The sequence below is a fragment of the Acinetobacter pittii genome (assembly GCF_034064985.1).
Taxonomy (GTDB): Bacteria; Pseudomonadota; Gammaproteobacteria; order Pseudomonadales; family Moraxellaceae; genus Acinetobacter; species Acinetobacter pittii_H.
Window position 1 is genome coordinate 1,077,961 of sequence record NZ_CP139249.1, and the last position, 16,290, is coordinate 1,094,250.

General features: G+C 40.6%; 27 protein-coding genes. All 27 read left to right on the plus strand.

Going from position 1 to position 16,290, the window contains the following annotated elements; genetic code table 11:
* Window positions 1-53 precede the first annotated feature (53 nt).
* The 27 genes from SOI76_RS05130 (at window position 54) to SOI76_RS05260 (ending at window position 16,287) form a co-directional block, all read left to right on the plus strand.
* Complete coding sequence (locus SOI76_RS05130; RefSeq protein ID WP_171293212.1) at window positions 54-212, plus strand: hypothetical protein; 159 nt, start codon at window positions 54-56, stop codon at window positions 210-212.
* Window positions 212-1,036 carry a hypothetical protein gene (locus SOI76_RS05135; protein ID WP_104079102.1) on the plus strand — a complete coding sequence of 275 codons (825 nt, stop codon included), beginning with the start codon at window positions 212-214 and terminating at the stop codon, window positions 1,034-1,036. Before SOI76_RS05130 ends, SOI76_RS05135 begins: the two co-directional genes overlap by 1 nt.
* Complete coding sequence (locus SOI76_RS05140) at window positions 1,036-2,355, plus strand: replicative DNA helicase (protein ID WP_104079101.1); 1,320 nt, start codon at window positions 1,036-1,038, stop codon at window positions 2,353-2,355. Before SOI76_RS05135 ends, SOI76_RS05140 begins: the two co-directional genes overlap by 1 nt.
* A complete protein-coding gene (locus tag SOI76_RS05145; RefSeq protein ID WP_205668370.1) occupies window positions 2,352-2,876 on the plus strand; it encodes a hypothetical protein in 525 nt (174 codons plus the stop codon). Before SOI76_RS05140 ends, SOI76_RS05145 begins: the two co-directional genes overlap by 4 nt.
* Entirely contained in the window at window positions 2,873-3,115 is a 243-nt protein-coding gene (locus tag SOI76_RS05150; RefSeq protein WP_104079100.1) for a hypothetical protein, read from the plus strand. Before SOI76_RS05145 ends, SOI76_RS05150 begins: the two co-directional genes overlap by 4 nt.
* Window positions 3,112-3,492, plus strand: a complete 381-nt coding sequence (locus SOI76_RS05155; RefSeq protein WP_104079099.1) for a hypothetical protein — start codon at window positions 3,112-3,114, stop codon at window positions 3,490-3,492. The genes SOI76_RS05150 and SOI76_RS05155 overlap by 4 nt, the downstream gene beginning before the upstream one ends.
* Window positions 3,483-3,692, plus strand: a complete 210-nt coding sequence (locus tag SOI76_RS05160) for a hypothetical protein (RefSeq protein WP_104079098.1) — start codon at window positions 3,483-3,485, stop codon at window positions 3,690-3,692. The genes SOI76_RS05155 and SOI76_RS05160 overlap by 10 nt, the downstream gene beginning before the upstream one ends.
* Window positions 3,689-3,997, plus strand: a complete 309-nt coding sequence (locus tag SOI76_RS05165; RefSeq protein WP_032053187.1) for a hypothetical protein — start codon at window positions 3,689-3,691, stop codon at window positions 3,995-3,997. The genes SOI76_RS05160 and SOI76_RS05165 overlap by 4 nt, the downstream gene beginning before the upstream one ends.
* Entirely contained in the window at window positions 3,994-4,200 is a 207-nt protein-coding gene (locus SOI76_RS05170; RefSeq protein WP_032053189.1) for a hypothetical protein, read from the plus strand. The genes SOI76_RS05165 and SOI76_RS05170 overlap by 4 nt, the downstream gene beginning before the upstream one ends.
* Window positions 4,201-4,210: 10 nt before the next feature.
* Window positions 4,211-4,513 carry a hypothetical protein gene (locus SOI76_RS05175; RefSeq protein ID WP_104079097.1) on the plus strand — a complete coding sequence of 101 codons (303 nt, stop codon included), beginning with the start codon at window positions 4,211-4,213 and terminating at the stop codon, window positions 4,511-4,513.
* Window positions 4,513-4,920: a hypothetical protein gene (locus SOI76_RS05180; RefSeq protein ID WP_104079096.1), complete on the plus strand. Its 408-nt coding sequence runs from the start codon at window positions 4,513-4,515 to the stop codon at window positions 4,918-4,920. Before SOI76_RS05175 ends, SOI76_RS05180 begins: the two co-directional genes overlap by 1 nt.
* Window positions 4,917-5,369, plus strand: coding sequence for a hypothetical protein (locus SOI76_RS05185; RefSeq protein WP_104079095.1), 453 nt, complete (start codon window positions 4,917-4,919; stop codon window positions 5,367-5,369). The genes SOI76_RS05180 and SOI76_RS05185 overlap by 4 nt, the downstream gene beginning before the upstream one ends.
* Before the next feature lie 175 nt (window positions 5,370-5,544).
* On the plus strand, window positions 5,545-5,985 hold the full coding sequence (locus tag SOI76_RS05190) for a hypothetical protein (protein WP_104079094.1): 441 nt from the start codon (window positions 5,545-5,547) through the stop codon (window positions 5,983-5,985).
* Window positions 5,986-6,079: 94 nt separating this feature from the next.
* Window positions 6,080-6,649: a GIY-YIG nuclease family protein gene (locus tag SOI76_RS05195; RefSeq protein ID WP_104079093.1), complete on the plus strand. Its 570-nt coding sequence runs from the start codon at window positions 6,080-6,082 to the stop codon at window positions 6,647-6,649.
* Window positions 6,650-7,020: 371 nt separating this feature from the next.
* The gene (locus SOI76_RS05200) at window positions 7,021-7,269 is read left to right on the plus strand and encodes a hypothetical protein (RefSeq protein ID WP_023060466.1); all 249 of its coding nucleotides are present in this window, start codon (window positions 7,021-7,023) and stop codon (window positions 7,267-7,269) included.
* 198 nt (window positions 7,270-7,467) lie between these two features.
* Window positions 7,468-7,749, plus strand: a complete 282-nt coding sequence (locus SOI76_RS05205; RefSeq protein ID WP_104079091.1) for a DUF968 domain-containing protein — start codon at window positions 7,468-7,470, stop codon at window positions 7,747-7,749.
* A gap of 54 nt (window positions 7,750-7,803) precedes the next feature.
* Entirely contained in the window at window positions 7,804-8,268 is a 465-nt protein-coding gene (locus SOI76_RS05210) for a hypothetical protein (protein WP_104079090.1), read from the plus strand.
* Window positions 8,269-8,346: 78 nt separating this feature from the next.
* A complete protein-coding gene (locus SOI76_RS05215) occupies window positions 8,347-8,574 on the plus strand; it encodes a hypothetical protein (RefSeq protein WP_104079089.1) in 228 nt (75 codons plus the stop codon).
* Window positions 8,568-8,750, plus strand: a complete 183-nt coding sequence (locus tag SOI76_RS05220) for a hypothetical protein (RefSeq protein ID WP_025467328.1) — start codon at window positions 8,568-8,570, stop codon at window positions 8,748-8,750. Before SOI76_RS05215 ends, SOI76_RS05220 begins: the two co-directional genes overlap by 7 nt.
* 11 nt (window positions 8,751-8,761) lie before the next feature.
* Entirely contained in the window at window positions 8,762-9,244 is a 483-nt protein-coding gene (locus tag SOI76_RS05225; protein WP_104079088.1) for a hypothetical protein, read from the plus strand.
* Window positions 9,245-9,305: 61 nt separating this feature from the next.
* Window positions 9,306-9,500, plus strand: a complete 195-nt coding sequence (locus SOI76_RS05230; RefSeq protein ID WP_104079087.1) for a hypothetical protein — start codon at window positions 9,306-9,308, stop codon at window positions 9,498-9,500.
* 7 nt (window positions 9,501-9,507) lie between these two features.
* Window positions 9,508-9,951: a hypothetical protein gene (locus SOI76_RS05235; RefSeq protein WP_104079086.1), complete on the plus strand. Its 444-nt coding sequence runs from the start codon at window positions 9,508-9,510 to the stop codon at window positions 9,949-9,951.
* Window positions 9,935-11,353 carry a phage terminase large subunit gene (locus SOI76_RS05240; RefSeq protein ID WP_104079085.1) on the plus strand — a complete coding sequence of 473 codons (1,419 nt, stop codon included), beginning with the start codon at window positions 9,935-9,937 and terminating at the stop codon, window positions 11,351-11,353. The genes SOI76_RS05235 and SOI76_RS05240 overlap by 17 nt, the downstream gene beginning before the upstream one ends.
* 1 nt (window position 11,354) lies before the next feature.
* Complete coding sequence (locus tag SOI76_RS05245) at window positions 11,355-13,622, plus strand: portal protein (protein WP_104079084.1); 2,268 nt, start codon at window positions 11,355-11,357, stop codon at window positions 13,620-13,622.
* A complete protein-coding gene (locus SOI76_RS05250) occupies window positions 13,606-14,445 on the plus strand; it encodes a hypothetical protein (protein ID WP_104079083.1) in 840 nt (279 codons plus the stop codon). Before SOI76_RS05245 ends, SOI76_RS05250 begins: the two co-directional genes overlap by 17 nt.
* A gap of 11 nt (window positions 14,446-14,456) precedes the next feature.
* Window positions 14,457-15,686: a P22 phage major capsid protein family protein gene (locus SOI76_RS05255; RefSeq protein WP_104079082.1), complete on the plus strand. Its 1,230-nt coding sequence runs from the start codon at window positions 14,457-14,459 to the stop codon at window positions 15,684-15,686.
* Window positions 15,687-15,744: 58 nt separating this feature from the next.
* On the plus strand, window positions 15,745-16,287 hold the full coding sequence (locus SOI76_RS05260; protein ID WP_104079081.1) for a hypothetical protein: 543 nt from the start codon (window positions 15,745-15,747) through the stop codon (window positions 16,285-16,287).
* The last annotated feature ends 3 nt before the right edge of the window (window positions 16,288-16,290 follow it).

Genomic DNA, 16,290 nt, shown 5'->3' on the forward strand with positions numbered 1-16,290 from the left:
ACCGCTTCCTGCGCGAACAGGTTAGCGGTCACGTTCAATCGGAGAAGGACCAAATGAACTATCAAATATTAGCAGACATTGAACTAAATCGGAAGATTAGTTTGTTTCAAAAAGCGGTTGAGGCTTATGTGCTTAATCGAACTCTCGAAAACTCTATGACATTGGCTAAAGCGAAAGCTGATTTAGCCGCATTTGTATTGCGAGGTGTTTGATGGGTGCATTGAAGCAGGCTGAAATTATTCCAATTTCAAAAGGTAGGGACAAGATGACAGACAAGTTCGAAAAGGGCTATGTGATGTCTAGTCGTCTTTATCGTAGTGATGTGCGTCCATTTCTTAGTGATGCAGCACGTAATGTGTATGCTGAACTGGAAGACCGCATCAATGGTTTTAAAGACAAAACTACTGATTTTGTAAGTTACTCTCAATTGCAGGGCGGCAAGCTTGAAGGTTCTAAAAAACTAAGCACTACTACAGTTCGTAAAGGCCTAAAAGAATTAACCGATTTAGGCGTTGTAACTGTTGTTAGTTCTGATTCAAGAAAGGGTAATGAATACAGAATTAATGAGGTGTCATTAGTCGAGCACTTTAAAAACTGCAATACCACTTTAGAAAGTAAAGCACTGCAGAAAGTAAAGCGCGAGCACTTTACTAACGAAAGCGCCAGCACTTTAGAAACTAAAGACACAATAGAATTATATAAAAATATTTATAGAGAGGAGAGCACACAAGAAAATCCAGTTGATGAAGTTCTGAATATCTGGAAACCAGATTTACAACAATTGAATTCTTGGATGCAAAGATCTGGATTGCCAAAAGTATCTCAAGATCAGGTTGACCAACTCCTTCTTGAAATCAATCCTCACTATGAAAACAAAATACACACTGGTGCAGTTACAAGCACTCAGATGTATTCAAACTTTGTGAAGTGGGTTAAGCGTGACTACAAGCTCGTAGAGCGTTTATTCCAACAAGCAAGTGGTATTGCACAAAACATCAATCCTTCTGAACTCAAAGCAGACATGGGGGATTGGTAATGTCGAATATTCATAACATCCCTATGGAACAAGCGGTTCTTACAGCATTGATGACTGTGGACAAATCATTTGACGTTGTAAGTAACGATCTTGATGTTGAGTGTTTCTTTCCAGAGCGCCATAAGCAAATCTTCCAGGCAATTGCTGACCTTGCGAATGAAAACAAGCCTTATGACATCGTTATGGTTGAGCAACAGCTTAAACAGAAAAACGTAATTCATTTGATGGGTGGTTCTGAATACCTACTTCAAATGAGCAGTGAAGCGCCTTCAAGCTTTTACAACCTGGAGTCTTATGTTGCAGAACTAAACAAGTTCAAGGCACACCGGGAAGTTGAGCATATAGGGCAAAGCATTGCAGAGATTGCAAAAGACTTAACAATCCCTGATGTCCACATTGCAGCAGAAAGCATCCTGGATGGGAAGAAAACGTCAAACGATGTCGAGAAGACTAGCTTCACATTTGAAGAGGCTTTGAATCGTGCTACAGATCGTTTAATCCAAAAGGCTGAGGCTAAAGCTAACAAGCAGTACACAGGCGTAAAGTTTAACTTAACTCACCTGGATAACCTTGTTGGATTAATTCAAAAAGGACACTTCTGCATCGTGGGTGGTCGTCCTGGTTCGGGTAAATCAACTCTTGCTCAAATGTTAGTGATTCAAACGGCTGTGCAATACAACGAGCCTGTATTGGTTGTATCTGCGGAAATGGATGTAGAGACATTCGCAAACCGTTGTATCTCAGCTTTAACTCAAATCCCTTACGACAATATTCACAATGCTGAATTATTTGATGGGATGTTGGCTCAATTTGCAGATGCTAAAAGACGGTTCTGTACTTTGCCAATTCATACAGAAGACAAGCAAAAACCGACTATCGCAGAAATACATTCATGGGCACGTAAAGCTAAGCGCAAATACAAAAAGCTTGGCTGCATCGTAATTGATTACCTTCAATTGGTTCGTGATCCAAGCAAGAAAGACCGTTACCAGGAAGTAAGTTCAATTAGCCGTGATTTAAAAGCATTGGCTAAAGAGTTTGATTGTCCAGTTATCGCTTTAGCACAGCTTAACCGCGAGTCTGAGAAAGGGAAGCGTCCTAAAGCATCGGATCTAAAGGAATCAGGCCAGATCGAACAGGATGCAGACCAAATCATCCTAGCGAATCCAATCATAGGTGAAGACGACCTGCCATCAGGTGTCACTGAATTAATCGTTGCTAAAAATCGTCATGGCAAGAAAGGCGTGGTTCGAGTTATGGACCGCTTAGATATTTGCCGTTTTGTGACTATTCGAGAAGAAGAGAGAGGTGCAGCGTGAACATCGAATTCAATCGTGTTTGGGCAATGCCTAACAAGAATACGTTTTCAATCAAAGCGATTGCTTCTCTGATCTCGAAGCATAACCAACCTGAACTATTAAGTATTGATCCATTTGCTAACACATCTCGTCTAGCGAAAGTCACAAATGATATCGATTGGACAATGGGTACTGACTTCACACTTGATGCTTTGAGCTTCTTGAAGACTTTTGCTGATGAGTCGGTAGACCTTGTTTTGTTTGACCCACCTTATAGCCCTCGCCAAGTATCCGAGTGCTACAAGGCATTAGGTCTAACTGTATCGACACAGGATACACAATCAAAGTTTTGGGGTGATTTGAAGAAAGAGATTGCACGTATTACTAGGTTGAACGGGAAAGTTATTTCATTTGGCTGGAATACAAACGGCATAGGGAAAACAAAAGGTTTTCAAATCATAGAGATTTTGACTGTGGCTCATGGTGGAAACCATAACGATACGATCTGCACGGTTGAAGTTAAGAAGGAAGGTGCAGCGTGAAACAACACAGCACAGTAGAACAATTCGAAAAAATGGCTTTGGTTTTAAAGAACTCAATTGAAAAACGTGGCAAGACGTCTATCGCGGATATTCAAGAATGGATCGGCTGTAATTATTCAAAATCAAAACGCTTCGCCTTCCAGTTAAAAGAAGCCGGTTACTTGCAATCTGATAATGCTCGACCAATGGGACTCAAACCTACAGACAAAGCAAAACAACTATTTTGGGTGGCGATATGATCGAATCAATGACTCCAAGTATGTACATCAAGCAAGACTTTAGCGCAGAGATTGCTGCATGGGTTGCTCAAGGTAATCAAATTACTGTGCTAGGTCGTGGTGAGAGTACGCATAACAAAGCATTCAACAATGCGACTAAGAAGACTGCGCAGGATGTCATGAGACGTATGATGTCTAACTCAGTAGCTCAGACGATGAAAGCTAAAGACCCGTATTTCCAAGTACGTATGAAAGCAAAACAAGAAGGCCAACTCTATTTTGATGGGAAGGCGTGTATTAAGTGCAAATCAACTAAGCGCTATGTTTCTTCGAACAAGTGCGTTCCATGTATGAATGAGTCTAACCGTCGTTACAAGGAGCGTATGGCATGCGTGTAAATAACCAGAATGAACCAGTCTTATTCGGCGCAATGACCTTTTCACAGATCATGCAACTTAGATCGGCTTACGAATTAGGAGTGCGAGACGAAGAAACCCGCTTAGCTCATTCCTTATACAAGAGACTGCAAAGACGCGGCTGGTTGAAGCGTTTGAAGGAACGTCAAGCCATTACTAAACGTTACAAGGAGGCGGTATGAAACCAGAACAGTTTATTCGTGAGTTTGGGCCTAACACTTTTAGGATATCAATGTCATTTGTCAACACTGCTAAGTATCTGGTGGTTCATGAAGGTGAAATTGATTTTACAGATGAAATCAAGCCTCATCATGGCGATCGTGTATTTGAGCGTGATGTGGTCAATCGCCTCATAGAGTCTTTGGATTTGGTCAAGAAGCTTGGTGGCTTACAAGGTGCAAAAGCATATGTTCCAGATGGTTACAAATCAGATCGTTTGAAGCAAGCCATCCGCGACCACGAATCAATATACGGAGGTGGCGAATGAAAAAATATATAAGAAAACAACTTAAGTCATTTAAGCACCAGTGGAGAGAATACCCAGAAAGAAGATTAAAACTGATCTGGATGGCTTTTCTAATTTGGTTTTTGTTTGCGCCAGTAATGTACATCCTTATGTTCTTTGTTGGCTTGCTTACTCTCAATAATCCGCATCGCTTTGCTGTCGATGCGCTTAATGAAATGTCTTAAGGAGCCAGCCATGAGTGAGTTTAAAGTCGGGGATAAGGTTGTTGTTAAGAATGCGCCTTTCTTTCCAGATGATCATTTCATCCAAACAGTAAAAGCTGAGGATGTTGGTCAGTGGTACATGCATTCATGGAGATTGGCGGAGCCTGCTGAAGTACAAGCGGGTTTCCGCAAGGGATGCAAGGCTTTTGATGATTATTGGTACGGACGCAGCGAAGCGGAAGAAGTCAAAGCAATTGAACTTTTAAACGACCTAGGCGACGACTTCCCAATCGAAAACCACATTTCGCCAAACTGCAAAGTGGGGGATGTGTGATGGATAAGTGTAGAGAAGAGTTTGAGCGTTCAAAAACATTTAAATATTTCTATTCGGTGCTTATGCATTTTGATGAGGAGTTGAATTGTTACTCATCTAATAACAGTTTAAGAGTGCGAGATGCAGAGTTATTAACAGCCGCATGGTGGTCATTCCAAGAACAGCAAGCGAAAGTGGAGGAGCTGCAAACCCTATATACCCAACAAGGAATAAACATGTTGAAGATGCAAAAGCGGGTGGACACGGCAATTAGGTTGCTTGTTGAAGCTGAGTTATATCAATCAGAGCCCAACATAGACTTGGCAGTAAAAACGCTCAAGGGGGATCAATACGATGAACATCGCAAGAAAGCAGAAGAGGCCATCTCAAAAGGTGCAAGCCTAACCAACCATAGGATTGAGCTATGACCACATTCAAAGAGGCTCAAATCATCATCGGCATCGATCCTGACTTAGAAAAGTCGGGAGTTGCCATTCTTGGCAGTGATCTTCAACTAAAAAATATGACGTTTCCTGAAACTGTTGAGCTATTCAGAAATGAACAGGACAGCATCAAAAAGGTTGTCATTGAGGCAGGCTGGGAAAATAAGAAGGCTAACTTCAGAGTAGGTGGTGGTCACTCAAGACAAGTGAATGAGCAGATTGCTAGACGCGTTGGGATGAACCATGCAACAGGCATCTTGTTAGCAGAAATAGCACAGGCTTTAGGCTTAGCAGTTTTACTGGTGAAGCCTACTAAATCAAAGCTCAATGCAGAGCAGTTTAACAAGATTACAGGTTGGCAAGGGCGTACGAATCAAGAGCAGCGTGACGCAGGCATGTTGATTTGGGGAATGAGCGGGAAGAAGGTGGTGTGATGAGAAGAAGAACTGATTATGGATTGCTATGGATTTTATTTGGTGTGCTTCTGCTTGTAGTTGGAATCGGGGGCACTTTAATTAACGCAAAAATGGTTTGTCAAAAACAAGAAGTGTTCTGGATTAGAGGCACTCAATACAGTTGTTCAATATTTAAATAGGGTTAGGTGACGGTATGAATGCGGCAGTAGTAACACCAGTAATGGATTGGAATAAATACACGATAGATGGATGGCTAGAGCAGTTCGGCGCTTGGTGTGAAACTGTGCGCATGAAAGGAGGGGATTTACCAGATGGATTGCATATCAATCAGATCTATTGGCTAATGCGTGAAGCAGGCAAAGAGGTTCCAAAGGGTAAGGCTTACATTCGTTGTGAGATCAATGATTTTGAAGCGGATCAAGTGCAGACACTATTGCGAAGCATTCTGCGGTCCGAGAAGGTTGATTATCAAGCTAAGTATGCAGTGATGTGTTTGATTAAGCATAAGGTCGAAAATCGATCTTTAAGTGCGGTGGCTGGCATTACAAACCAGTCTAAAGCTCAGGTAAATATCATGGTTGGATGTGCAAGATTTTTTCTTCACGCACATGATAAAAGATTAAGAATATCATGAGTTTAATTGTTTTTATGGTATAATATTTAAGCAAGCCATACAGGTGCTACCAACACCTATATGGCTCTAATCAAATTGAAATTGAGGCTCCAAAATGACTGTGCGCAATAATACTTGCGTAGCCACAGCTATGCAACGTCGTCACCAAAATTTTATGAAACTCTTAGAATTAACCTATGAGGACTTTGATTATGATTTCTCTAGAGTAGTCTTTGATAAGGATGTTGAATCAACAGTTGAGATCAAATGCCCGAAACATGGTTGGATAAGAACTAGGGCAAAGAAGCTATTAGCAGGTAGAGGATGTGTAGCCTGCAATGAAGAAAGCTTAATGGACCAAGGAGCAATGATTTATCTAATTCGCTGTTATGATGAGCAAGAAGAGTTCTATAAAATTGGAATTACTACCAAATCCCTAGAGGCTAGATTCCCTGATAATAGTAGGCTTCCATACCAGTTTGATGTATTAAGTTTGCAAAATGGAGATAGAAAGAAGCTCTATAAATTTGAGACTTTGCTATTAAGACTTTTGGAAAAATACAGATATACACCTAAGAAAGACTTTTGTGGTCGAACTGAGTGTTTCAGCAATATTGATCTAATTAGGCAGAAATTTAATATTTTTGATGCATTTGGTGTTGACTCGTTTAAACGCGCGGTATAACATTTCTGGTATAGTGCGCTTGAGTAGTCAGGTTCACTAGCGTTATTTCAAAAGCTCACTTAATCGTGGGCTTTTTTGCTTTTATGCCCTACAAGCTTAGAACATTGGATTCCGATGTGCTGGACTGGATTTCTAGTCGATGCTTAAACGTAGGGCTATTTTTTTGGAGGTTCACATGCTCCGAAGAATTAAGCAGGTCTTTTGCATACATGTTTGGGAATATGGGTTGGATTACAACGACGACCCAATCAAAGAATGCAGAAAGTGTGGAAAGATTAAAGTAATTTAATTTACTATTGAGAATTCAATAACTTATTTGCAATTATGTATGTTTTGTAGTCTACTGAGCATGTCTTAATCTTTGAGAGAAAATGCTTGTGTTTGGCTATATTGAAACTTTAGACGTGATTGACTCTAATGGTGATAAGTCTCAATTAGAGAAGTGTAGAATCGATTCAAATGAGGCAGTCTACACTCAAGGTGATCTAGAAGGCATACATATTGGCAACATGCTCATTAGAACTTATTCAGATGGGTTTACTGAGCGATTCAAAATTATAGGCATATCTGGACCAACACTAATACCTGGTGTTAAAAAGATTGAAGTTGTAGAAGTGTAATTAAAAGCCCCGCCAAGTGCGGGGTTTTCTTTTTTGGGGTGAACATGGACACAATCGAAGCGAAGAAGAATTTAGAGATCTATAAGCGTAATCTTAGCCGGTTAGAAAACTATAACCACTTATTCAGCAGCCATACGTTTAAGACTGAATGTCAGCGTGAAGTAAATACTCTCAGAACTAGAATAGAGAACTTAGAAAATGCGCTCGCAAAAGAGGCTAAACGAAATAAGAGCGCTACCATGCGTTAGATGCGGCTATCCTCACTCACAAGCGGCTCATTCTAATAGCTCAAAACACGGAAAGGGTCGTGGTATCAAGGCAAGCGATTTATACACAGTTCCACTATGTTATATCTGCCATGCTGCATTTGATAAGTTTGAATTAGGCACAAGACAAGAATCGGAAGCTCTATTTGATGGTTGGTTAGAAAAGACCGAATTAATGTTAAAAATAGATACAAATTCAGACGATGTTTTCTAATTAAATCATGTGGTTATGGTATAATTTAACTCTATAAATCAATGGTAAATTCTAATGAAAATTAGCCTAGAAATTGATGTGCCAGAGTTTGATTGGATTGATACTCCAACACTATATAGAACGCCAATTGGTGAGTTTAGTGACATACAAGAAGTTAAAGAAATTGGTCGTTTAATTGAATATCTGCAACGCCTTGATGATATTGAGTGGATTATTAACTCCAACCATCAACATGTTCGACATCCATTTTGTAGAGAGTTGATAAGAGATAGATTGGGATTTATTCCTGAAAATCTAATCTGGCATTTTGGTGAGAAGCTAAGCTACTTTCTACAGCAATTTGAAGATAGAACTGGATATAAATTTAGTGAATATAAATTTCAATATCATGTTTTATCTAATGGCAAGAAGATTCAATTTAAAACCTTCTCAATGATGTTTGATACTGAAGAAGAAGCTTTGAGACACATAGCAAAGGTTTATACATCAAGAAGTGATTTTAAGTTTGCTAAGATTTAAAACAGAGCGGATGCTTAATCTTAAAGATGACGAAATATTTTAACTGAGCCAATAGGCTCTTTTTTTGTGAGAATTAAAATGGCTCAACCAGGAACATTTACCAAGTGTAAGAAACAAATTGAAGGTGCAATTAAACGTCAAACTAAGAAAGGCGAAAACTTTTGTGCAATGGATCTTCCTTACCACCTTAAAGAAGATAAAGAATTAACAGATGCGTATCTCCAAGAATTAAAAGATCGCGGTTTCACTATTGAAATTAGTACGCCTTCTGATTGGCCAGAGTTATGCGGGAAAGTGAAATGGTAAAGCCTATTGTAGAAATACTAGAAGATAAATTTGAAGATGAGCTCTTGGCTTTTCTAAATCAATTCCAATTAGAAAATGACTGCAAAATTAAAGAGTGGTCGTTTGTTCCTGATGGTAGCAGTAACTATACATTGCGCGTTGAGATTGAAAAGGAAGATTCAAATCTAATGTGCTGAGTGAGGTCAAAATGGAATTCCGACAAGTTGTTAAGAACCATTGCGACATTGCACCAGTAACTAACTTTCTTAATGTGAATCATGCAAAGGCAGCGAGTGAAGGGAAGCCGTTGGTTGTATTGATTGCACCTCAAGAGAAAGATCGTTCAAAGGCTCAAAACCGTTTGTACTGGATGTGGCTTAACCAATGGTCTAAGAAGCAGGGAACGGATAAAGACTACGAACATCTGTTCTTTAAGAAGAACTTCCTAGCCAAAATCTATGATCGTGATGACGTTGGCCAATACAAGAAAACATTCAAGGCTGTTAGAGATCTGAAGGATTCTAAGCATCCACTTTACCAAGATGTGGCAAACGGCCTATGCGAGCTAATGAGCACTACAGATGCAAGTACAGCTCAATTCACTGAATACCTAACCGACATTCACGCATTCTGCAACAAACAAGGGTGTTATTTGGAAACGCCTGATGATCTTAAGTACGTGTTGGAGTGAAAATTATGTTTGATTGGGTCTCTTTGGAGATGGTCGCCAAAATAGTAAAGGAAAAAAACGCATGAAGACTACAAAACATTCTCAACTTGAGTGTGGAATTATCCCCAAAGGCACTCAGATTAGTATTAATGGCATTCCATTTGTCCTTCAAGAAGATGTCAAAGGAAATGCTTCACAAGAATATATTAATAAAACAATCCAAGACCAAAATGATTTCTTTAATGGAATTGGTGTAGTTAGTGGTAAATGTGAGTAGGTGTTAAATGGAAGAACAAATCAAAGGCGCAGAACCCCTTGAAGATGAACGCCATGAGAAGTTCTGCCAAGAATATATAGCAAATCCTAAGTTAAGAATTTCTGAGGCAGGCGAAGCAGCTGGCTATGAGCATCGTCAAAATGCGTGGACTGTGTATAAACGTCAGGATGTTCAAGATCGGATTGCATATCTAAATCTTGAGCGAATGGCCGACTTGCGTGTTGATCAGTACTTGGTTATTAAAAACCTTAGAGACATCGCTGAACAAGCTATGGCAGAGGGTGAATTTTCTGCTGCCAACAAAGCCAATGAACTTCTAGGCAAGCATATGAATATGTTTGGCGATAAAGTCGAGCATAAACATGTTGGTGGTGATGGTGGTGAAATCAAGGTTGCAACAAACGCAACTCTTACAATCAATGTGGTGAAGCCTAATGGAGATAAAACTTGATGTGATTGAAGCCTTTGTTCCATTGTACTACCCAAAGCGCTTCAAATCGTTCTTTGGTGGTCGTGGTGGTGCTAAATCACAAGAGTTTGCTCAATACATTGTTTACCGTGTAAATGCTTTTGGGGATAAATGGGTTTGTGCTCGTGAATTCCAAAACTCAATTGAGGATTCTAGCTATTCGTTGCTGGTTGAAAAAATCTACAATGCTGGCTTGCAAGATGAGTTTGATATTCAGGCAACAAAAATAATCCACAAAACTAATGGCGGGAAAATCGATTTCGTTGGTTTATCTCGCAACATTATGTCTTTCAAGTCCAAGTTCGGCTACAACGGCATGTGGATTGAAGAGGCAGAAACAGTTTCTCAAAAAAGCTGGGATATCTTAAAACCTACAATTCGTGAAGAAGGGTCTGAGATTATTGTTTCTTGGAACACAGGCGATACTACAAGTCCAACATACAAATTACTTGCCGCACCTTACATAGAAGAAATTAATAAGAATGGATTCTATGAAGATGATTACATCTACACCGCAAAAGTTAACTATTGGCATAACCCCTACTTTGGGGAGCCGCTAAAAACCGAAATGGAGCGCTGTAAGGCGTCTAACTTCAAAGAATATCTTCATATCTGGTGTGGTGAGCCTAAGGCTGAATATGATGATTCAATTATCATGTCTGAATGGGTGGATGCTGCAAAAGATGCTCATAAGAAACTACCTCATCTGAAGGCGATTGGCGAACTCGTTACAAGTTTTGACCCTGCTGACACAGGCAAGGATGCAAAAGGCTTAACTCATCGACATGGGCCTATTATCTTGCAAGTTTTGCAGAAAAAAGACGGTGATTTGGATGATGCAATTGCTTGGGCATTTGATGAAGCCTTTGAAAAGCGCTCAGAAATTTTAGTTTATGACTCTGTTGGTGTTGGTGCTGGCGTAAAAGTTGGACTTAAGGAACGCATATTAAACAAGCCAATTATTGTGCATGGATTTGGTGGGGCAGATGCGCCAACCAAAGGCAAGTATAAGGATGACAAGAAGAATGAAGATGTCTTCTTAAATAAGCGTGCTCAATACTGGTGGTTGCTTCGAGATCGCTTGGAAAACACCTATAGAGCAGTCGAGAAGGGTGAATATTTTGACCCAAGAACAATGATAAGCATCTCATCAGAAATCAAGGACTTTGAGCAATTAAAATCCGAGCTGGTTAGACAGCAACGTAAGAGAACATCAGGCTCAAGGTTAATACAATTGGTTAGTAAAGCTGAAATGAAGAAACAAGGCATTCCTTCACCAAACATGGCTGATTCGCTTGCGATGAGCTTTGCAATTGATGACTTACCAAAGCAAGAGCAATCAGCACCACCTCCACCTAAAGCCGCTTCATCTTGGATGGGATAAAATGGATAAAGACGAAAAAGTCGATAAAGACAATAGTGATATTCTCGCTCAAGCAAAGAAGTTTCGTGACGATGCTCAAGACTATTGGAATGAGATTTATTGCCAAGGTCGAGAAGATAAAGAATTTGTGACAGTTAAAGGTGCTCAGTGGGAACCTGGTGCAATTGAAAAGCGCAAGCAAGAAGGTAAGCCAACCTTAGAGTTTAACCTTGTGCATACGTATTGCCGCCAACAGGTGAACACTCACAAGCAAAACAGACCACAGATTCAAGTTGTGCCGGTAGATGATGGCGCTGATGAAGACATGGCTAAGGTTCTTGGCGGTCTCATCAAAGACACTGAAGAATCAAGCAACTTTGAAGATGTAAACGATATTGCAGTAGAAAATGCTGTTTATAGTGCAGTTGGATTCATTCGCATCACTGCTGATTACATCCACGAAAAGAGCTTTAATCAGGAGCCAAAGTTCAAAGCAGTACATAACCCTGAAGCAGTCCTAATAGATCCGCTATCGCGTGAAATGGACGGTTCAGACATGAGCAAAGCGCTTGTGTGTGAATGGGTATGTAAAGACACCATTGAAAAACAGTATGGTAAAGATGCTGTATTTGATTTTGAAATGGATGGTATTGAGAACTGGTTCAATGAAACTGAAAATACAGTTCTGATTGCTGAATACTTCTACAAAGATGAAGTCAAAGACAAGCTGATTATGCTTGAAGATGGCACTGCAGATTTTAAATCGGTCTTGCTTCAAAGCTTCAATGAAGAAGATTTAAAAGCATTCACAGTCAATGAGCGTGACACCACTCGCACCGAAATCAAGTGGGCTAAATTATCAGGCTGCAGAGTTCTTGAAACTGGCGTATTCCCCGGCAAATACATTCCGATTGTGCCTGTGTATGGAGAAGTAATCTGGATTGGCGACAAGCGTCATATCTTCTCACTTGTACATTTTGCCAAAGATCCACAACGTCTGTTCAATTATTGGAAGTCTACTGAAGCCAACATTCTTCAGAAGAACCAAGATGAGTTGACTGTTGTAGATGAGCAGGCAGTACAAGGGATTGAAGAGTGGGATAATCCATCAAGATATAAGCACCTTCGTTATAAATATTTAGATGAAAATGGCCAACAACGACCAGGCCCTGCAAAAATCGGATCAGCGCAAGTACCTGTAGGCATTTTAAATGCTTCTGAATCTGCAAAGGCTTTGATTGCTGATACGTTGAATATGCACGCTCCGCAGATGGGGCAAGATGTTAATCAACAATCAGGTCGTGCAATTGGTTTGCTACAACGTCAAGGTGAAACTTCACAGTTCCATTTCCAAGACAATGACAATAAGTCTATTCGTCAGTGTGGGCGCATTCTGTTGGGGTTATTTCCTGTTTACTACGACACACCTATGGTACGCCGAATTATCGGGGCTGATGGCGAGTCTGAGATGGCAAGGCTTAATGCTAAACCTCAGAATGAAGATGAAATGGCTAAGGCAATTGATGGTGTCTTAAATGACATGTCAATTGGTCGCTATGACGTTCGCATGGACACAGGCCCATCTTTCAACACTCAACGCGAGCAGTCATTCCAGTTAATGATGCAGCTGGCACAGTTTGCTCCGAATATCATGCAAGCAGCTGGCGACTTGGTAATTAAAGATTCACCACTCTTAAATGCTAAGCAAATTGCGGAGCGCGTGAAGAAATTAATGCCGCCACAAGTGCTTGAAGAAGGGCAAATCAACCCTGAGCAGGCTAAAGCACAAATCACACAGCTTGATCAACTTGTACAGCAGCTTACTGGTGAGATTGAAACTCTCCAAAAAGAAGTGCAAGACAAGGTTGAAGATCGCAATCTTGAATTACTTAAAGCACAGATTAATGCGGAAAAGGACCTTAAGGTTGCACAAATCAATGCTTCTAGCCGTGCAGATGTCGAAGAACTTAAAGGCACTGTTGCTTTACTTAAAGAGCAAATTGGGCTTAATCAAGTTCCTCCGCAATGGCTAACACAAGGTGAATCAATTCCTAATTATGAAGTTGATCCACCACAACAAGATTATCCGCTGCAAGGTGCGTCCGAGCCACCACCTGAGCAAGCGCAAAGCATTCAGAACCCTGCCGAACAGCAGGGTTTTTTAATGCCTAATCAAACGGTTCAACAAGAAGACTTCGCTCCTAGTCCTGATCAGACTGGGGAAGGCGCACAACTGATCGAAGGTAATTTATTGCCTAATTTGGAGCAACAAAATGGACCCGAATTCTGATACTCAAGACGTCGTTGAAACCACTGCAACGGAAAATACAAGTGTAGAAAGTCAAGAGACAAATTCTCCAGAAACAGAAACTCAGGAACCTGAGATAGGTGAGCAACAACAAGATGGCGAGCCTAAAACAGAACCTGAAAAACAAAAGAAAAGCCGTGCACAAGAACGTGTAGAGCAAGCCCTACAGCGTGCTTTTGAAGCTGAACGAAAACTCAAAGAGTATGAAGCTCAGAAGGAAGCACCAAAAGGCGAGGCAAAGCCAACCAAACCATTAATTGAAGACTTTGAATCATATGAAGATTGGACTAAGGCCCATGATGAGTATGAAGAAAAGCTAGATGAATGGCGAATTAGTGAAGCTGAGCGTCGAATTCTGGAAAAGCAAAGTAAGGCCCAATCAGAAAAGTCGCAGACTGAAAAAAAAGTTGAATTAGAAGGTGCTATTGCTGCATTCGCAGAACAAACGCCTGATTTTGATGATGTTGTTCAGAAAGGTATTGCCCGTCAATTACCTATGCCGATTTCTCTTGATGAGCTTGCAGCTGAATTTGACTATGACGCTGCTACACAAACACGACTTCTCTACGAGTTAGCTAAAGATGAAGAGTTACATCAGCTTGTATCAGATTCATCAAAACTCAAGGCAGCACGAATCCTAAGCGAACGTGTTGATTCTTGGGGAAGCAAAGCAGCTCCTCCGCCTGTTTCAAAAGCTCCACCACCAATAAAACCTGTCCAAGCAAATGCGCCTGCGTCCAGATCAATTGCGAGTATGAGCGATGCAGAAGCGACAGCATATCTTGAATCATTACGTAGAAAATAAGGTGAATTAGCATGGCTAACGAAATCAATATTGCAAAGGTGTTTGCTCAAGAAGCTGCGCCAATTTTAAAAGAGAGTTGCCCATTTGTTATGGGAATTAATCGTTCACGCGAGGAAGAATTTGATAAAAAAGTGAATGGTTATAATGTGGGTGATGAAGTATCAATCAGCATTCCTGGTGTAAGCCGTATTTATGATGGCAATGTTCTAGCAGGTGGTGGTGCAATCGATGCATGGAAAGAACGAAAAGTTTCTTTAAAAATCGATAACCATGTTCATGCTGCATTCGAAGCAAGCCACATCGAGAATGTATTTAAACTTGATGCCACAGATCCACGTCGACGTGATTATGTCGAGCGTGTTTTTAAACCGCAGATCCAAACTCTTGGTTCAAGTATTGAAGCACGAATGATTAAGGCTGCAGTACTTGCAACGCCTTATCTTGTTGGAACACCGGGTACAGTTCCTAGCACAATCAAAACCCTCAATCAGGCTCGCGCTAAACTTCAAAAGGCACTTGCACCAGAAGGTAACCGCTCTGGTCTGATCTCAACCGACTTAAATATGGAATTAATTGACACGAGTAAGGCGTTGTTTAATCCATCCAAGCAAGTTAGTGACCAGTACCGAGAAAGTAACCTAGGTCGCGCTTCAGGTGCCAATTGGGATGAAGTTATTAATTTGCCTACAATTTACAATGGTAACAAGGTTGCAGGGGTTACAATATCAGGCGCAAACCAAACTGGAGATACTTTAGTATTTGGTGGTCTAGCAAGTGGAGATACCTTTAATGCTGGTCAAGTATTCACAATTACTGGTGTTTATAAAACCCATCCATTAACAGGTGAGTTGCAGAAGGATTTACAGCAATTTGTGATTGTAAGTGATGTAACAGCTGCAGGCGCAACTGCACAAGTAAGTATTTTCCCAAGCATCACTCCTGTAATGCCAAACAAGACAGTTAATGCTAGCCCCGCAAATGGCGCGGCAGTTAATTTTTTTGGTGCTGCAAGCCAAGGTTATGTTCAGAACATTTTGTTCCAAGAGTCAGCATTTACCGCAGCATTTGTTCCAGCAAAAGTAGTGACACCAAAAGAGTTTGGTTATTCATATTCTGCGAATGGTTTGCGCTACACAGTTCAGTCCGCTGGAAACTTTAACGATTTATCTACTCAAACACGTATTGACATCATGTGGGGCTTCACCCGAGTGCGTGATTTTGCCTGCCGGATCACTGAATAATTACACATGACGACAAGTGCCCGCTATATGCGGGCGTCGTCATTTTTGGAGGACTAAAATGTCAAATGAATATCCAAAGATGCTCTACAAGGGCGACTTAGTTAATTTTGAATACGCCACTGCCGATTCAGAAGAACATGAAGAAGATTTAAAAGAAGGTGGTTGGGTTGAACATCATGAGTTGGAAGAGCCAGTAAGTATTGGTGAGACTGATGATTCAGCAGAAGACATAAAAGAAATTGATTTGGATGCTTATGTTCCTGTTAAGCAGTTCGATGAAGTTGCAGGAAAAGTCGTTGAAGCAGAAGAACAACTTGCAAAAGCAAAAAGTGAGTTCCATTCACGAATTAATGATCTTCAGCTTGAAAAGCAAAAACTCGAAGAAGAATTAAAGGCACTACCTGCAGCAACTGGCGTTCCACAAGAAGTTTATGACGCAGTCTATCAAGACCGCGAACAGCTTCTTAAAGAAAATGCAAAGTATAAATATTCAGCTATGAGTGCAGCGGAATTAAAAACGGTGCTTGATGGCAAAGGTATTAAATACGGTTCACGTGATGAAAAGCCAGCTCTAGTAAAGCTTGTGCTTGACAACCAATAACCA

What these genes read in the sequence shown, in the direction of transcription:
- SOI76_RS05130 (WP_171293212.1), top strand. Translation starts at nt 54, where the DNA reads ATGAACTATCAAATATTAGCAGACATTGAACTAAATCGGAAGATTAGT.
- SOI76_RS05135 (WP_104079102.1), top strand. Translation starts at nt 212, where the DNA reads ATGGGTGCATTGAAGCAGGCTGAAATTATTCCAATTTCAAAAGGTAGG.
- SOI76_RS05140 (WP_104079101.1), top strand. Translation starts at nt 1,036, where the DNA reads ATGTCGAATATTCATAACATCCCTATGGAACAAGCGGTTCTTACAGCA.
- SOI76_RS05155 (WP_104079099.1), top strand. Translation starts at nt 3,112, where the DNA reads ATGATCGAATCAATGACTCCAAGTATGTACATCAAGCAAGACTTTAGC.
- SOI76_RS05160 (WP_104079098.1), top strand. Translation starts at nt 3,483, where the DNA reads ATGCGTGTAAATAACCAGAATGAACCAGTCTTATTCGGCGCAATGACC.
- SOI76_RS05165 (WP_032053187.1), top strand. Translation starts at nt 3,689, where the DNA reads ATGAAACCAGAACAGTTTATTCGTGAGTTTGGGCCTAACACTTTTAGG.
- SOI76_RS05170 (WP_032053189.1), top strand. Translation starts at nt 3,994, where the DNA reads ATGAAAAAATATATAAGAAAACAACTTAAGTCATTTAAGCACCAGTGG.
- SOI76_RS05175 (WP_104079097.1), top strand. Translation starts at nt 4,211, where the DNA reads ATGAGTGAGTTTAAAGTCGGGGATAAGGTTGTTGTTAAGAATGCGCCT.
- SOI76_RS05180 (WP_104079096.1), top strand. Translation starts at nt 4,513, where the DNA reads ATGGATAAGTGTAGAGAAGAGTTTGAGCGTTCAAAAACATTTAAATAT.
- SOI76_RS05185 (WP_104079095.1), top strand. Translation starts at nt 4,917, where the DNA reads ATGACCACATTCAAAGAGGCTCAAATCATCATCGGCATCGATCCTGAC.
- SOI76_RS05190 (WP_104079094.1), top strand. Translation starts at nt 5,545, where the DNA reads ATGAATGCGGCAGTAGTAACACCAGTAATGGATTGGAATAAATACACG.
- SOI76_RS05195 (WP_104079093.1), top strand. Translation starts at nt 6,080, where the DNA reads ATGACTGTGCGCAATAATACTTGCGTAGCCACAGCTATGCAACGTCGT.
- SOI76_RS05200 (WP_023060466.1), top strand. Translation starts at nt 7,021, where the DNA reads ATGCTTGTGTTTGGCTATATTGAAACTTTAGACGTGATTGACTCTAAT.
- SOI76_RS05205 (WP_104079091.1), top strand. Translation starts at nt 7,468, where the DNA reads ATGCGCTCGCAAAAGAGGCTAAACGAAATAAGAGCGCTACCATGCGTT.
- SOI76_RS05210 (WP_104079090.1), top strand. Translation starts at nt 7,804, where the DNA reads ATGAAAATTAGCCTAGAAATTGATGTGCCAGAGTTTGATTGGATTGAT.
- SOI76_RS05215 (WP_104079089.1), top strand. Translation starts at nt 8,347, where the DNA reads ATGGCTCAACCAGGAACATTTACCAAGTGTAAGAAACAAATTGAAGGT.
- SOI76_RS05220 (WP_025467328.1), top strand. Translation starts at nt 8,568, where the DNA reads ATGGTAAAGCCTATTGTAGAAATACTAGAAGATAAATTTGAAGATGAG.
- SOI76_RS05225 (WP_104079088.1), top strand. Translation starts at nt 8,762, where the DNA reads ATGGAATTCCGACAAGTTGTTAAGAACCATTGCGACATTGCACCAGTA.
- SOI76_RS05230 (WP_104079087.1), top strand. Translation starts at nt 9,306, where the DNA reads ATGAAGACTACAAAACATTCTCAACTTGAGTGTGGAATTATCCCCAAA.
- SOI76_RS05235 (WP_104079086.1), top strand. Translation starts at nt 9,508, where the DNA reads ATGGAAGAACAAATCAAAGGCGCAGAACCCCTTGAAGATGAACGCCAT.
- SOI76_RS05240 (WP_104079085.1), top strand. Translation starts at nt 9,935, where the DNA reads ATGGAGATAAAACTTGATGTGATTGAAGCCTTTGTTCCATTGTACTAC.
- SOI76_RS05245 (WP_104079084.1), top strand. Translation starts at nt 11,355, where the DNA reads ATGGATAAAGACGAAAAAGTCGATAAAGACAATAGTGATATTCTCGCT.
- SOI76_RS05250 (WP_104079083.1), top strand. Translation starts at nt 13,606, where the DNA reads ATGGACCCGAATTCTGATACTCAAGACGTCGTTGAAACCACTGCAACG.
- SOI76_RS05255 (WP_104079082.1), top strand. Translation starts at nt 14,457, where the DNA reads ATGGCTAACGAAATCAATATTGCAAAGGTGTTTGCTCAAGAAGCTGCG.
- SOI76_RS05260 (WP_104079081.1), top strand. Translation starts at nt 15,745, where the DNA reads ATGTCAAATGAATATCCAAAGATGCTCTACAAGGGCGACTTAGTTAAT.